This window comes from Streptomyces sp. NBC_00236, from assembly GCF_036195045.1.
Classification (GTDB): Bacteria; Actinomycetota; Actinomycetes; order Streptomycetales; family Streptomycetaceae; genus Streptomyces.
Genome location: NZ_CP108100.1, coordinates 6,918,178 through 6,933,059 on the forward strand (window position 1 = coordinate 6,918,178; position 14,882 = coordinate 6,933,059).

A 14,882-nucleotide genomic window follows, 5' to 3' on the forward strand; every position below is an offset into this window, starting at 1 on the left:
ATGGCACAACTGACCCGCGCCGCCTATGCGTCGCTCTACGGGCCCACCACCGGCGACCGCATCCGGCTCGCCGACACCGACCTCTGGATCGAGGTCGAGGAGGACCGCTGCTTCGGCGGCGAGGAGGCCGTCTTCGGCGGTGGCAAGTCGATCCGCGAATCCATGGCCCAGGCGACCACCTCGCGGGCCGACGGCGCCCTCGACCTGGTCATCACCAACGCCGTGGTCCTCGACCACTGGGGCATCGTCAAGGCCGACGTCGGCATCCGGGCCGGCCGGATCGTCGCCCTCGGCCGCTCCGGCAACCCCGACATCGCCGACGGGGTCCACCCTGACCTCGTCATCGGGCCCGGCACCGACGTCGTCTCCGGCGAGGGCCGCATCCTCACCGCCGGGGCCGTCGACACCCACGTCCACTTCCTGATGCCGGAGACCCTCCACGAGGCCCTGGCCACCGGCACCACGACCGTCATCGGCGGCGGCACCGGAGCGACCGAGGGATCCAAGGCCACCACCGTCACCCCCGGCGCGTGGAACCTCGCGATGATGTTCCGGTCCCTGGAGAACGTCCCGCTCAACGTCATGCTGTTCGGCAAGGGCTCCACCGTCGGTGAAGAGGCCCTGCGCGAGGCGGCGCTCGGCGGCGCGGGCGGCTACAAGGTCCACGAGGACTGGGGTGCGACCCCCGCGGCGATCGACGCCGCGCTGAAGGCCGCCGACACCTACGGCCTCCAGGTCGCCCTGCACGGCGACAGCCTCAACGAGGCCGGCTACGTCGAGGGGACGCTCGACGCCATCGCCGGACGCGGGATCCACGTCTTCCACGCCGAGGGCGCCGGCGGCGGCCACGCACCCGACATCATCACCGTGGCCTCCCACCCCAACATCCTCCCGGCCTCCACCAACCCGACGCTCCCGCACACCGTCAACACCGTCGACGAACACCTCGACATGCTGATGGTCTGCCACCACCTCAACCCGCGCGTCCCCGAGGACCTCGCCTTCGCCGAGTCCCGCATCCGCGCCACCACCATCGCGGCCGAGGACATCCTCCACGACATCGGCGCGCTCTCCATCACCTCGTCCGACGCGCAGGCCATGGGTCGCATCGGTGAGGTCGTCTGCCGCACCTGGCAGGTCGCCCACGTCATGAAGCAGCGCTTCGGGGACCGCGGCAGCGCGCTGCCCGCAGACAACGAACGCGCCCGCCGCTACGTCGCCAAGTACACGGTCTGCCCCGCCGTCGCCCATGGCATCGACCACGTCATCGGCTCCGTCGAACCGGGCAAGCTCGCCGACCTGGTGCTCTGGGACCCCGCGTTCTTCGGCATCCGTCCCGCCGCCGTCATCAAGGGCGGCATGGTCGTGTGCGCGCCCCTGGGCGACGCCAACGCCGCGATCCCCACCACCCAGCCCGTACTGCTGCGCCCCACGGCCGCCGCCGGGGCGGCCCCGCACCTCTCGGTCGGCTTCGTCTCCCCGGCCGCCCTGGACGACGGGCTCGCCGAACGGCTCGGTCTCGTACGCGAACTGGTCGCCGTGCGCCCCACCCGTCACCTCACCAAGGCCGATCTGCCGAACAACACCGCGCTCCCGGCCATCGAGGTCGATCCGGAGACCTTCGCCATCCGGATCGACGGGGAACTCGTCGAGCCGTCGCCCGCCACCGAACTGCCGCTGACCCAGCGGTACTCCATGTTCTGATGGCATCGCTCGCCTCTCTTCTGCTCGGCGACGGGCGGCTCCCGGTCGGCGCGTACACCTACAGCGCGGGACTCGAACCCGCCGTCGCCGCCGGCCTCACCCGCGACCGGATCCCCGCACTGCTCAGGGCCCGGCTGCACACCACCGCCGTGACCGAGGCGGCCTCCGCCGTCCTCGCGCTGCGGGCGGCCGGGCAGGACAGGGTCGACTACGGACCCGTACAGCACGCCCTCGCCGCCCGGACCCCGGCCGCACCCCAGCGCGAGGCGTCGGCGGCGCTCGGCCGGGGCGTGCACCGGCTGGCCCGGCGGCTGGCGCCGGACCATCCGGCGGTCACCGCACTGGCCGCCCTGCGGCCCAGGCCGCTGCGACCGGTCGCGCTCGGCGCACTCGGAGCCGTACTGAACGTCTCCGAGGAGGAACTGGCGCACGCCGTCGTCTACGACGAACTCCAGACCATCGCCTCGGCCGCGCTGAAACTCCTGCCGGGCGACCCGCTCGACTCGGTCGCCTGGATCCTCGCCGCCGAACCCGACGCGGCGCGGGCGGTGACCGCCGCCCTCGCCGTACCGGGCCCGGACCGGCTGCCCGCCCGTACGGCCCCGCTCACCGAACAGTGGGCGCTCGAACACGCACGACGCGAACGGAGACTCTTCCTTGCCTGACAACTCCCTGCCCGACAACCACACCACTCCCGCCCCGCAGCCGAACCCCCACTTCCACGAGCCGCTCAACCAGCCGCGCGCGCTGCGCCTGGGCGTCGCGGGCCCCGTCGGCACCGGGAAGAGCTCGATCCTGGCCACCCTGTGCCGCGAGCTCGCCGGTGAACTGTCCATGGCGGTCGTCACCAACGACATCTACACCGACGAGGACGCCCGCTTCCTGCGCTCGGCGGGTGTCCTGCCCACCGAACGGATCCGGGCGGTCGAGACCGGCGCCTGCCCGCACACCGCGATCCGCGACGACGTCAGCGCCAACCTGGACGCCGTCGAGGACCTGGAGGAGGCGTACGGGCCGCTGGACCTGGTCCTCATCGAGAGCGGCGGCGACAATCTCACCGCCACGTTCAGCCCGGCCCTCGCCGACGCGCAGTTGTTCTGCATCGATGTCGCGGGCGGCGGCGACGTCGCCCGCAAGGGCGGCCCGGGCATCACCGGCGCCGACCTCCTGATCATCAACAAGACCGACCTCGCGCCCTACGTGGAGGTGGACGTCGCCGCCATGGTGGCCGACGCCGAAGGGGCCCGCGGCGGTCTTCCCGTCCTCGCCCTGTCCCGGAAGGACCCGGCCTCCGTCGCCGAACTCGCCGACTGGGTGCGGTCCCTGCTCGCCCGCCACCGTGCGGGGAGCCATGTGCCCACGGACCCGGGTCCGATGGCACCCCACAGCCACTCGTGAACGAACCGGTTGTCGTCGGCGTCGAGCGCGACGCCTCGGGCCGCCACCTGGCGCGCGAGCTGCGGCCCGGCGCGTTCCTCGCGCCCCGCCCCCTGATGCCCGCCCCCGACCGGATACGGATCGCCCTGGTCGGCACCCGGGCGGGGCTGCTGGCGGGCGACGACCTCGGACTGCGGATCTCGGTCGGCCCGGGCGCGCGCCTGGAGCTCGTCGAGCCGGCCGGCCTGGTCGCCTACGACCACCGGGGCGGCCGCTCCCGCTGGCAGGCCCGGGTGGACATCGCCGAGGGTGGTGAACTCCTGTGGCACGGACTGCCGTTCGTCGTCTCGGACGGGGCGGACGTCGTCCGTACGATGGATGCCCGGCTCGCCGCCGGGGCCCGGATGCTGTGGCGCGACACTCTGGTCCTCGGCCGCTCGGGCGAACGCGGCGGCCGCCTGCGGGCCACCACGCGGGTGACGTACGAGGGGCGTGAGCTCCTCGTCGAGGACCTCGACCTGACCGATCCGGACCTGCGCGAACTGCCCGGCGTCCTCGGTCCCCACCGGGTCATCGGTGCCGTCACCGCACTCGGCGCGTCCCCGGCGGGCCCGCCGCATCCCTACCGGACGGACCTGGCGGGCCCGGGTGCGCAGGTGCGGCTGCTGGACACGGCCGCCCCGGCGGTCGCGGCGGAGCTGGACGCGGTCTGGGAGTCCTGGCTCGGCCCTTGATATGCACCATACATATGAGCTGTATGGTGCATATCAAGGGTGTGGTGCGGGGGAGCCGCGCCGGGCCCATCGAGTCGGAGGAACAGCGCAATGACACTGGAGAACAAGGTCGCCGTCGTCACCGGAGGAGCCTCGGGCATCGGCGAGGCCGTCACCCGGATTCTCGTCGAGCGCGGCGCACGCGTCGTGGTCGTCGACCTCCAGCAGGAGGCCGGCGACGCCCTCGTGGCCGATCTCGGGAACGCGGTCGCGTTCCTCCGGGGAGACGTCTCCGACCGGGCGGTCGCCGACCTGGCGGTGGCCACCGCCGTCGAGCGCTTCGGCGCGGTGGACATCCTGGTGAACAACGCCAGCGCCTCGCGCGTACGGCCCTTCACCGAGCAGACCGAGGACGACTGGAAGCTCGCCCTGGACACCGGCCTGTTCGCCACCCGCAACTTCATGCTCGCCGCGTACCCCGAGCTCCGCAAGAGCCAGGGCTCGGTGATCAACTTCGGCTCGGGCGCGGGCATCGACGGCCAGCCGAACCAGGCCTCGTACGCCGCCGCGAAGGAGGCGATCCGCGGACTGAGCCGGGTCGTCGCCAACGAGTGGGCCGCCGACCAGATCCGCGTCAACGTCGTCGCGCCGATGGCGAAGACCGCGGGCGTCGCCGCCTGGGCCGAGGCCAACCCCGAGCAGTACGCCCTCTCCGCCGCCAAGGTCCCGCTCGGCCGCTTCGGTGACCCGCGCACGGACGTCGCCCCCGTCATCGCGTTCCTGGCGAGCGACGACGCCCGTTACATCACCGGCCAGACCCTGATGGCCGACGGCGGCGCGATCAAGCTCCGCTGACCTGAGGTCTCTCGTCCGGGGCCCCTGTTCCCGCCGCCCGGCGGCCGCGGGCCCCGGCGCCCACCAGCGCCGCGCACGCCAGCGCCGGGGCCGCCGCCAGCGCGAAGCACAGGGCGAGCGGCAGCCGGTCCACGAGCAGGCCGACCACGGCCGTACCGCCCGACGAACCGGCGTTGAACGCGGTGTTCACCCAGGCGCCCGCCTGGGTGCGCCGGGCGGCGTCCACGGACTCGTCGGCGATCAGATACGCGGTCGTGAGCGCCGGGGCGACGAACAGCCCGGCGACCGCGGCGACGGCGACCAGCACGTACAGGTGCGGCGCGACCCCGGCCACCATGAGCGCCGCACCCAGCGCGGCGGCCACCACCGGAAGCCGCACCCGGCTCGCCGACCTCCACCGCACCGCCCCGTAGGCCAGACCGCCGACGGCGCTCCCGGCCGAGAGGGCCGCCAGCACCCAGGACACCGCCGCCGGCCGCTGGAGCTGCTCGGTGAACGCCACCACCAGCAGATCGAGTGCCCCGAGGCAGAGGCCCACGGCGGCCGTCACCACGACCGCGTGCCGCAGCGCGACGATGCCGTGCAACCGCAGCCGGGGCGCGACCGGCCCTCCGCCCGGGGGCCGTACCGTGCGCGCGCGGGACACCGCGGGCGACGACACCAGAGCCGACGCCCCCACGAACACGAGCACCGCACCGGCCAGGACACCGGCCGCAGGTTCGGTGACCGTCACCACGATGCCCACCAGCAAGGGGCCTGTCACATACAGCAGTTCCTCGGCGACGCCGTCCAGGCTGTACGCGCGCTGCAGCAGCTCCCGGTCGGGAACGAGGCTGCTCCACAGCGTCCGCATGACCGGCCCGAGCGGCGGCGTGCAGGCCCCCGCCGCCACGGCCAGGGTGCCCAGGGCGAGCGGTGGGGCCCCCGGCCGCCAGGCGGCCAGGGCGATCACGGCGAGCAGCGCCGCGTACAGCCCCGCCATCGGCGGCAGGACCCGGCGCGGCCCGTGCCGGTCGATCAGCGCGGCACGGGCGGGGGAGAGGACGACACTTGCGGCCCCGAACACCGCCATCGCACCACCGGCCGCGGCGTACGAGCCGGTGGCGTCCTTGATCGCGAGGAGGAGGGAGAGGGGGACGATTCCGTACGAGAGCCGTCCCAGCAGCGCGGCCCCGAAGGTGCGTGCGGCGTGCGGGGTGCGGAGCACGGTGGCGTACGAAGGCGCGCGCGAGGGCGCGGAGGGTGTGAACACGATGACTTTCCTCGTGAGGGCAGCGCGAGGACGCGGCGCTGCGGGCATGCGGGGACACCGGAGTGCCGCACCCCGGACGAGGGGTGCGGTCAGTGCGGGGTCCTACGCACGAGGAAGGAACATGCGGGCAAATTAGCAGAGCGCGCGCCGCGGTGGCAGGGGGCCCTATTTGTTGATGTCCGCGTTGGCCGCCAGGACGCTCTCCGCGGCCGTGTCCAGCCGAGGCAAGAACCGAAGGACCTCGTCGCGCCGCTCCAGCAGATCGGCGGTACCGGTGATCCCGGTCAGATCAGCCACCGCCGCCCGGAACGCCGGGAGCCGTTCGGCGTGCAGTGCGGGGTCGTCCACGGCCAGGACCGCGTGGCAGCGGGCGAGCGTCGCGACGATCCAGAAGACCGCCTCGCGGTGCTCACCGAGGTCGATCAGCTCCAGGCTTCCGTCGACGGCGATGGGCCGCGCCTGCCGGGTGAGGTCGCTGCTGAAGAAGAACGGGGTGCGCGCCACCGGGACCGTGGCGTCGAACGTCCGCGTCAGCTCGGCCAGGTGGTGACGGACCAGATCCGCGGACACGTCGGCGCAGCCGAGAAGTTCCAGGAGCTCGCGATAGAGCTCCGGCTGCCCGTACGAGGTGAGGACGTCGCGTACGGCCCGGTAGCGCAGCCGGACGGTGGGGTTGCGCAGGGCGGCGACCAGCAGGACGTGCGTGGTGACCCCGGTGGGGAACATCCACGCCGGGACCTGCTCGTGAAAGGGGACGGAGGCGTCGAACGCGGCCAGGCGGCCCTCGACGCGCTGCCGGGCGTCCAGACACCGGCGGCGCACCCAGTCGCGCTCGGCGAAGCGGGGCGCGACGTCCGCGTACAGGACGCGCAGGCCGCCGGTGGGATCGTCGATGACCGTGTCCCGGCGGAAACTGCCGGCCAGATGGTACGAGGAGAGCACCGTCTCCGGGTCGCGCAGTTCGGCCCACGGCACGTACGTGATCTCCAGCAGCACGCCCTCGTGGCGGAGTTTGCCGGGCTTGGCGGGCGGGTCGTCCTCCTCCGTGACGACCACGACGTCGACGTCGGAGGAGGGCGGCAGCTCGGCGTCGTCGGGCCGGCCGACCGTCGAGCCGCTGAAGTACGCCCCGCGGTAGCCGGCGACGGGACGGGCGTGGGTGGCCACCCAGCGGACCGCGGCGGCGCGCGCGGCTCCGATCCTCATGACGGAACTCCCCGGGACCGGTCCGGCCGGGCGAGCCCGAGATCGTAGGCGAGGATCGTCGCCTGGACCCGGTCGCGCAGTCCGAGCTTGCGGAGTACCGCGTTGACATGTGATTTCACGGTGCCGACGGTGATGTCGAGGTGCTCGGCGATCTCCGTGTTGGTGAGCCCGGCCGCGATCAGGGTCAGGACCCCCTGCTCACGGCCGGTCAGGCCGTTCAGCTCGCGGGGGGCCGGGGCGCCCGGGATGCCGGCGCCCGGTGCGGACGCGTAGTGGCCGATGAGCCGATGGGTGGCGGACGGGGCGAGGACGCTCTCGCCGGCGGCCACCACCCTGATGCCGTCCAGCAGTTCGCCGGGACGCACGTCCTTGAGGAGGAAGCCGGACGCCCCGGCGCGCAGGGCGTCGAACACGTACGCGTCGAGGTCGAAGGTGGTCAGCACCAGGACGCGAGGGGCGTCGGGGCGGCCGGTGATGATGCGGGTGGCGGCGATGCCGTCGAGTTCCGGCATACGGACGTCCATGAGGACCACGTCGGGTGCCAACTCCTCGGCAAGCCGCACCGCCTCCGCTCCGTCGGCGGCCTCGCCGACCACTGTCATGTCCTCCTCGCCGTCGACCACGGCGGCGAATCCCGCCCGTACGATGCCCTGGTCGTCGACGACCAGCACGCTGAGGCTCATCGTTGTCCCTCCTCGTCGTATCGCCGCACGGCAGGTGCCGCCGTCAGCGGGAGCCGGACCCGCACCGGGCCCGAAGGACCGCCGGCGACGGTCCCGCCGATCACCGCGGCCCGCACGGCCAGTTGCCGGCACAGGGACGGGCGCACGTGATCCGGCACTCCGGTCGCCGTGAGCGTCAACGCCGTGTCGTCCGCGTCGAGTGCCAGCACCATGGGCTCCTCGCCGCCGGCCGTGATGATCGTTTCGCAGGCATGGTAGGCGGCCAGGTCCACGGTGGTGGACAGCTGTCCCGGCATCAGACCGGCCGGCCGTATCTCGACCTCGCGGCCGGTGGCCCGGATCTGATGGGCCAGCAGGTCAAGGGCCTGGAGCGTGGGCTGCGGACGGAGCGCCGGCGGCTCCTGCGCCTCGCGGGCCGTGTCGAGCAGGCCGCGCATCGCGGCCAGGGCCTCGCGGGCGTGGTCGGCGACCGCGTCGAGCCGGCCCGCCTCGGCCTGCGCGACCATGTCGGCGGTGCGCGCCAGCACGGTGGTCTCCAGCCCGTCGGCGATCCGGCGGCGCTCCGCCCACGCGTCCCGCACCGCCTCCTCGGTCCAGGCCGCGAGGTGTTCCGCCTGCGAGCTGCGGGCCGCCCGGATGCGACGCCCGCGCAAGGACCCGGCCCACCATGCCGCGCCGGTCACCAGGGCCGCCTGGGCCGTCGCCCCTGCGGCGAGCGCCCACACGGGTACGCCCGCGCCCCGGTGCAGGAAGGCGGCGGTCGTGGCGGCCGCGTGTGCCACCACGGCCACCAACGGGACGATCGGCAGGGCGACGCGCGGGCGGCCGTCGGCGTCGAGCGTGCCGGTGACGGCAGCGCGCACCGCGGCGGAGGCGACCGCCGCACACGTGGCGGCCATGCTCAGCACCAGCGGCAGGAGCACCGGACCGGTGTACTGGCCCACGGCCATCGCCACCGGCCAGAGCAGGGCCAGGGCCGTCACGATCCCCAGGGTGGCGACGGGCGCCCGTCGCCGCCACAGCAGCGCGAACGCCTGCGCCGCGGCCAGCAGGGCGAAGAGCACACCTGCCGACACCCGCGCACCGCTCGAAACGGAATCCGTCCGGATGACCAGCATCGGAAGAAGCGGCTGCAGGACGAGGACGACCGCGGCCGTCAACTGCGCGAGGCGGTAGTTCCACGGGACCGGCTGCTCCACCGAGGCCGCGCTCCTGCCGGGCAGGACCGCGTACACCTCCCAGCCGCCCTCCGCCGTCGGACCGCTGGTCAGCGTGCCGCCCGCCTCCCGCGCCCGGGACCGCAGAAAACCCTGTCCGCGCCCCGAACCGAGCCCCGCGCCGTGCGCGGCCGCTCCCGCCGGTGGCGCCGCGCTCGTGATCACGACCTCCGTGCGCGCGTCGCCGTACCGGCACGTCACCGTCGTTGCCGCACCCGGAGCGTGCCGGGCCACGTTGGTCAGCGCCTCGCGCACGATGCCGAACGCAGCGTCCGCGACGGCGCCGTCCGGCAGGGAATCGATCTCGCACTCCACCTGCCTGCCCAGCCGGGAGAATCCGGCGGCCAGTCCCAGCAACCGCTCCCTCGGCGACGGGAGCTGTTCCCGCGAGGGCGCCGGAGCCCGCACCGCTCCCAGCGCCCGGGTGACCTCGCGGCCGGTCTCGGCAGCGAACTGCAGTGCTTCACCGGCCAGCTCCGGCCGGCGCTCGCGCAGCCCGAGGGCGGCACCGGCCGTGACGACCACGGCGGTCAGGTGGTGGGCGCTGACATCGTGCAACTCCCGCTCCATCCGCTTCCGTTCGGCACCGGGGAGGCGATGGCGTTCGGTCTCGGCCCGGATCAACAGTTGCCCGGCGGTCCGTCGCGCCTGCCGGGCCCGGCGTACGAGCAGCCCGGCGGCGCACGTGGCGGCGTACAGCACGGCCGTCAGGACGAGGTCGAGTCCGTCGCGGTCACTGAGCCCGTGCAGGCTGAGGTTGTACACGGATTGCCAGGCGGCGAGTGCCAGGACGCACAACACGGCGGTGAAGGTGTCGTGTTCGCAGGCCACCGTGAACAGCGCCAGCGCGACACCGGCCGTACCCAGTACGGCCACCGCGCCCGGCGGCAGCGGACCGGCCCCCAGGGCGCAGGCGGCGGTGACCAGGACGAGGGTGGTCACCGGCCTTGCGCGGCGGACGAGGAGCGCGGCCGTCACCAGCCCGGCGACGAGGGCCGCCACGAGGAGCGCGGACCCGGCCGGGACGGACCCACGGATCAGGCCCGCCCCCGGCCACACCGCGGCCTGGGCGCAGATCAGCAGGAGCGGAAGCAGTCGGTGGTCGGTTCGATTCATCAGGGACCAAGGGTATGACCGCAGGTGAGCGGCCGTCCTCCGACCGGAGGTGGACGCCGGTCTCTTACCTGGGGTGCAGGCTCTGCACCCGCGGTGGGAGGCCGCGATCGTCCCGCAGCCCGAGGACCGCGGGCATCTGCCGGCCCTAGGCTCGATCACATCGGGAAAGCGGCCGGTCACCGGCTTCCGCACCTCCCGCCCGTCAACTCCTCCATCGATTCAAGGGGTCCCCATGTCCAAGCGCGTCCTCGTCCCGTCCCTCATCGGCGCCGTCGCTCTCGGCGCCGTCGCCGCCGGCGGATACGCCATGGCCACGGCCACCACCGAGCCGAGCGTGAAGAACGGTTCGGCCCACTACGCGGCACCGTCCCCGCGCGGTGCGGGGGCACTCAGGTACACCGCGGACGTCAGCGACGACTCGGGTGTGCGCAGCCTCAAGGTCCTTGCCTGGCCGACGAGTTCGAAGCTCGACCCGACCGAGGCGGAGATGCGGTCCGTGGACGCGGCCACCTGCCGCAGCACCTCGGACACCACCTCGCGCTGCACCTACACGCTGAAGGTGACACAGCAGGACGCGGCCGGTCTGGCGGAAGGTGCCTGGGACGTGTCGGTGCTGGTGACCGCGAAGGACGGAGACACGAAGTTCGTGCCGCGCGCGGCCACTTTCACCGTCACGCGCTGAACCGCCCCACGCCGAACCGCCCCACGCCGAACCGTCAGAGGCGAATCGTCTGAAGCGGCCGGTTCCCGCGCCCGCGACCGGCTGCCCGGTATGGTCGGGAATCGTCCCGACAGTTCCGTCCCGAGGCTTCCGGTGAGGTTCGCGATGCGAAAGATCATCTATTCCATGTCGGTCTCCCTCGACGGCTTCTTCGAGGGACCGGACCGGGACATCAGCTGGCATCTCGTCGACGACGAACTGCACCGCTACTTCAACGAGCGGATCGCCGGCATGGGCGGGTTCCTTCACGGGCGGGTCGTCCATGAGCTGATGGCGGATTTCTGGCCCACCGCGGACCAGGACCCGGCGAACGCGGGGCCGATGGCCGATTTCGCCGTCATCTGGCGGAACATGCCGAAGTACGTCTACTCCCGGACGCTGGAGCGGGCGGACTGGAACACCACGATCGTGCGCGAGGTCGTGCCCGAAGAGGTCAGGGCACTGAAGGAGCAGCCCGGCGGTGACCTGGGGCTCGGCGGTGCCGACCTCGCCGCGTCCTTCGCGGCGCTCGACCTGATCGACGAGTACTGCGTCTACGTCCATCCGGTCCTGATCGGCCGGGGGAGGTCCATGTTCCCGTCGTCGGACACCAGGACCGCACTCCGGCTCGCGGGAACGCGGACCTTCGGCAGCGGGGTCGTGGAACTGCGGTACGCGCGGGCCTGAGCGGCGGCGTGGGCCGAATCGGGCACTCGGGCACCGGCACCCGAGCGCGCGGGTGCCGCCGCTGATGCGGTCGTGCCACTCGGTCCGGCCCTCGCGTCGGTCCGCCGGGGCCGTAGGCCCGCCGCCACGGTCCGCATGAGGGACTCCTGCCCCCGGCAAAGCCAAGCCCGTGCAGTGAATCTATGAATTGCGAAATTCTGCAATTCATTACATGCTGTGGTGGCTGTGCCGGCGGGTACCCGCGGGCACAGCGCCGAGCGCAGCCCCAACCGTCGGGGTGCGAAGGGAGTCCGAGACCGTGCCCGTTCCGCTGTATCAGGCCAAGGCCGAGTTTTTCCGCATGCTCGGGCACCCCGTGCGGATAAGGGTTCTGGAGCTGCTGCAGGACGGCCGGATGCCGGTCCGTGACCTGCTGGCGGCGATCGGGGTGGAGCCTTCGGCGCTGTCCCAGCAACTGGCGGTGCTGCGCCGTTCGGGCATCGTCTCCTCCGCGCGCGAGGGCTCGACGGTCGTCTACGAGCTGGCGGGTGGGGACGTGGCGGAGCTGATGCGGGCGGCGCGGCGGATCCTGACCGAGATGCTGGACGGGCAGAACCAACTGCTGGCGGAGCTGCGGGAAGCCGAGGTCTCGGCGCGGTGAGCCTGTCGACTGCCCGGTCCTGGGACCGGGTGCGGTCCCTGCTGCCCGCCCGTGCGGACTTCGCCGTCATGGCCCGCAATCCTCGGCGCGACCTGCTCGCCGGCCTCACCGTGGCGATCGTGGCACTGCCGCTCGCGCTCGGCTTCGGGGTCTCCTCCGGTCTGGGCGCCGAGGCCGGACTGGCCACGGCTGTCGTCGCCGGTGCGCTCGCGGCGCTCTTCGGCGGCTCCAACCTCCAGGTATCCGGGCCGACCGGCGCGATGACGGTGGTGCTGGTGCCGATCGTGGACCGGTACGGGCCGGGCGGGGTGCTGACGGTCGGCCTGATGGCCGGCGGGCTGCTGATCACTCTGGCCCTCCTGAAGGCCGGCCAGTACATGCGGTACGTCCCGGCGCCCGTGGTGGAGGGCTTCACCCTTGGCATCGCGTGCGTGATCGGCCTGCAGCAGGTCCCGAACGCCCTCGGTGTGCCCAAACCCGAGGGCGACAAGGTCCTGGTGGTGACCTGGAGGGCCGTCGAGGAGTTCGTACGCACACCGAACTGGACCGCGATCGCTCTTGCCCTCGCCGTGGCGGCCGTGATGCTGCTCGGTGCCCGGTGGAGGCCCACCATCCCGTTCTCGATCGTCGGTGTCGTCGCCGCGACGCTGGCCGCCCAGATCTTCCACCTCGACGCGGCGGCCCCCATCGGTGACCTGCCGTCCGGGCTGCCCGCGCCGTCGCTCGCCTTCCTCGACCTGTCCGCACTGGGCTCGCTGCTCGCCCCGGCCGTGGCGGTCGCCGCGCTCGCGGCGCTGGAGTCGCTGCTGTCGGCCACGGTCGCCGACGGCATGACGGTGGGCCAGAAGCACGACCCGGACAAGGAGCTCTTCGGGCAGGGCATCGCGAACCTGGCCGCCCCGCTGTTCGGCGGTGTGCCCGCCACCGCGGCGATCGCCCGTACCGCCGTCAACGTCCGCAGCGGCGCGGGCTCCCGCCTCGCCTCCCTGACCCATGCCGCCGTCCTCGCGGTGATCGTGTTCGCCGCCGCCCCGCTCGTCTCCAGGATCCCCCTGGCCGCGCTCGCCGGGGTGCTGCTGGCCACCGCGATCCGCATGGTCGAGGTCGGCGCCCTGCGGGCGATGATCCGGGCGACCCGCTCGGACGCGGTCGTGCTGGTGCTGACGGCCGTGGCCACCCTGGTCCTCGACCTTGTCTACGCGGTCGTCATCGGCCTGGTCGTGGCGGGGGCCCTCGCGCTGAAGGCGGTCGCCCAGCACGCCCGGATGGACCAGGTCGACTTCACGGCCGATCTGCCGGGCGAACACAGCGAGGAGGAGCACGCGCTGCTGGCCGAGCACATCGTCGCCTACCGCATCGACGGGCCGGTGTTCTTCGCCGGTGCCCATCGCTTCCTCCTGGAACTCTCCGAGGTCGCCGACGCCCGCGTGGTGATCCTGCGGATGTCACGGATCACCACGATGGACGCCACCGGGGCCCTGGTCCTCAAGGACGCCGTGGAGAAGCTGAACCGGCGCGGCATCGCGGTACTGACCTCGGGCATCCGGCCCGGCCAGCGACGCGCCCTCGCATCGGTCGGCGCGCTGGACCTGCTGCGCCGGGAGGGGCGCGAGTACGCCACCACACCGGAGGCGATCGCCGGGGCCCGCGCCCACCTGCATCAGGCCGGACTCCTGCCCGCCGCACCCGCACCAGTCACCGCACCCGTCACCGCACTCGTCACGGAAGAGGCCTCCTGATGCTCACACACGGGTCGTACGGCATGCCGGTGAGCATCCCCCGGACCGCCACGGGGCTCCTTCCGGCCGGCGCCGGGGCCGCCCGGTGAGCGGACAACTCCAGGCTCTTCCATTGCGGCACGTACTGACTCTGCCCGCGATGGGCTCCGCCGTGCGGATCGCCCGTGAGACCACCGAGCAGGTCCTGACCGAGTGGGGCGTCAGCCGACGTCACCCCGCGGTCGATCCGGCGCTGCTGATCCTGTCCGAGCTGGTCACGAACAGCGTCCGGCACGCCGCCGCGCTGTCCCCGAACGTGACCGTCATCTACGCGGCCGGTCCGGACACGTTCGCGTTCGCCGTGCACGACCTGCACCCCTGCCGGCCTCCGCTCCTCTCGGCGACCACCCGTACGGGCAGCGGCGGACTGGGCACCGTCATGGAACTCACCCTCGGCCTCGGCGGCACCGCCGTCATCCGGGGCGACGCGGACGGCCGGGGCAAGAGCATCTGGATCACCCTCCCGCTGTGAAAGACAGCTACCGACCCCCGCACAAGAACGATCAGAGAAGGAATCACCATGAGCGATGCGACCGAGACGCTGCCGCCCTGCCCTGAATGCTCCGGCGTGTACACCTACGAGATGGGTGCGCTGCTGGTCTGCCCCGAATGTGGTCATGAATGGTCGCCCGCGTCCGCCGAAGCCGCGGCCGGCACCGAGGACGACGGGCTGATCAGGGATGCGGTCGGGAACGTGCTCGCCGACGGCGACACGGTGACGGTGACCAGGACGCTGAAGGTCAAGGGAAGCCCGGGCGGAATCAAGGCCGGCACCAAGGTACGCAACATCCGCCTGGTGGACGGTGTGGACGGTCACGACATCGACTGCAGGATCGAGGGCTTCGGCCCCATGCAGCTCAAGTCCGGAGTGGTCAAGAAGGCCTGACCGGGCGCTTCGGTGAGCGGCGGCGGGCGAGCGGAGCGCCGCCGCGCCGCGACGTCACCCCGGGTGGC

The 14,882-nt window shown here is 73.0% G+C and carries 15 protein-coding genes; 11 read left to right on the forward strand and 4 right to left on the reverse strand.

The features are described 5' to 3' along the window. From OG446_RS30855 to OG446_RS30875, 5 genes are all read left to right on the forward strand, one after another. Positions 1–1,704, forward strand: coding sequence for an urease subunit alpha (locus OG446_RS30855; protein ID WP_328897077.1), 1,704 nt, complete (start codon positions 1–3; stop codon positions 1,702–1,704). After that, positions 1,704–2,369: an urease accessory protein UreF gene (locus OG446_RS30860; protein WP_328897078.1), complete on the forward strand. Its 666-nt coding sequence runs from the start codon at positions 1,704–1,706 to the stop codon at positions 2,367–2,369. The genes OG446_RS30855 and OG446_RS30860 overlap by 1 nt, the downstream gene beginning before the upstream one ends. Before the next feature lie 7 nt (positions 2,370–2,376). Then, entirely contained in the window at positions 2,377–3,102 is a 726-nt protein-coding gene (gene ureG, locus OG446_RS30865) for an urease accessory protein UreG (RefSeq protein WP_443050289.1), read from the forward strand. After that, positions 3,099–3,815, forward strand: a complete 717-nt coding sequence (locus OG446_RS30870) for an urease accessory protein UreD (protein WP_328897079.1) — start codon at positions 3,099–3,101, stop codon at positions 3,813–3,815. Before ureG ends, OG446_RS30870 begins: the two co-directional genes overlap by 4 nt. A gap of 90 nt (positions 3,816–3,905) precedes the next feature. Beyond that, positions 3,906–4,649 (forward strand): SDR family NAD(P)-dependent oxidoreductase, encoded by a 744-nt coding sequence (locus OG446_RS30875; protein ID WP_328897080.1) that lies wholly within the window; start codon positions 3,906–3,908, stop codon positions 4,647–4,649. Here the strand turns inward: OG446_RS30875 and OG446_RS30880 are convergent. The 4 genes from OG446_RS30880 to OG446_RS30895 all read right to left on the reverse strand — a co-directional run bounded on the left by OG446_RS30880 (position 4,636) and on the right by OG446_RS30895 (position 10,123). Next, on the reverse strand, positions 4,636–5,904 hold the full coding sequence (locus OG446_RS30880; RefSeq protein WP_443050290.1) for an MFS transporter: 1,269 nt from the start codon (positions 5,902–5,904) through the stop codon (positions 4,636–4,638). The two genes, OG446_RS30875 and OG446_RS30880, sit on opposite strands and share 14 nt — an antisense overlap. Positions 5,905–6,066: 162 nt before the next feature. Further along, positions 6,067–7,107, reverse strand: coding sequence for a hypothetical protein (locus tag OG446_RS30885; protein WP_328897081.1), 1,041 nt, complete (start codon positions 7,105–7,107; stop codon positions 6,067–6,069). Further along, positions 7,104–7,790, reverse strand: coding sequence for a response regulator transcription factor (locus OG446_RS30890; protein ID WP_328897082.1), 687 nt, complete (start codon positions 7,788–7,790; stop codon positions 7,104–7,106). The genes OG446_RS30885 and OG446_RS30890 overlap by 4 nt, the downstream gene beginning before the upstream one ends. Next, on the reverse strand, positions 7,787–10,123 hold the full coding sequence (locus tag OG446_RS30895; RefSeq protein WP_328897083.1) for a sensor histidine kinase: 2,337 nt from the start codon (positions 10,121–10,123) through the stop codon (positions 7,787–7,789). The genes OG446_RS30890 and OG446_RS30895 overlap by 4 nt, the downstream gene beginning before the upstream one ends. 232 nt (positions 10,124–10,355) lie before the next feature. Between OG446_RS30895 and OG446_RS30900 the strand changes: the two genes are divergently transcribed. The 6 genes from OG446_RS30900 (at position 10,356) to OG446_RS30925 (ending at position 14,814) form a co-directional block, all read left to right on the forward strand. Next, entirely contained in the window at positions 10,356–10,805 is a 450-nt protein-coding gene (locus tag OG446_RS30900) for a DUF5707 domain-containing protein (protein WP_328897084.1), read from the forward strand. Between the two features lie 144 nt (positions 10,806–10,949). Then, on the forward strand, positions 10,950–11,510 hold the full coding sequence (locus tag OG446_RS30905) for a dihydrofolate reductase family protein (RefSeq protein WP_328897085.1): 561 nt from the start codon (positions 10,950–10,952) through the stop codon (positions 11,508–11,510). Between the two features lie 298 nt (positions 11,511–11,808). Beyond that, on the forward strand, positions 11,809–12,150 hold the full coding sequence (locus OG446_RS30910; RefSeq protein ID WP_328897086.1) for an ArsR/SmtB family transcription factor: 342 nt from the start codon (positions 11,809–11,811) through the stop codon (positions 12,148–12,150). Between the two features lie 68 nt (positions 12,151–12,218). Next, positions 12,219–13,889 carry a SulP family inorganic anion transporter gene (locus OG446_RS30915; protein WP_443050291.1) on the forward strand — a complete coding sequence of 557 codons (1,671 nt, stop codon included), beginning with the start codon at positions 12,219–12,221 and terminating at the stop codon, positions 13,887–13,889. A gap of 139 nt (positions 13,890–14,028) precedes the next feature. Then, positions 14,029–14,400, forward strand: coding sequence for an ATP-binding protein (locus OG446_RS30920; protein WP_443050292.1), 372 nt, complete (start codon positions 14,029–14,031; stop codon positions 14,398–14,400). 48 nt (positions 14,401–14,448) lie between these two features. After that, a complete protein-coding gene (locus OG446_RS30925) occupies positions 14,449–14,814 on the forward strand; it encodes a zinc ribbon domain-containing protein YjdM (RefSeq protein ID WP_328897089.1) in 366 nt (121 codons plus the stop codon). The last annotated feature ends 68 nt before the right edge of the window (positions 14,815–14,882 follow it).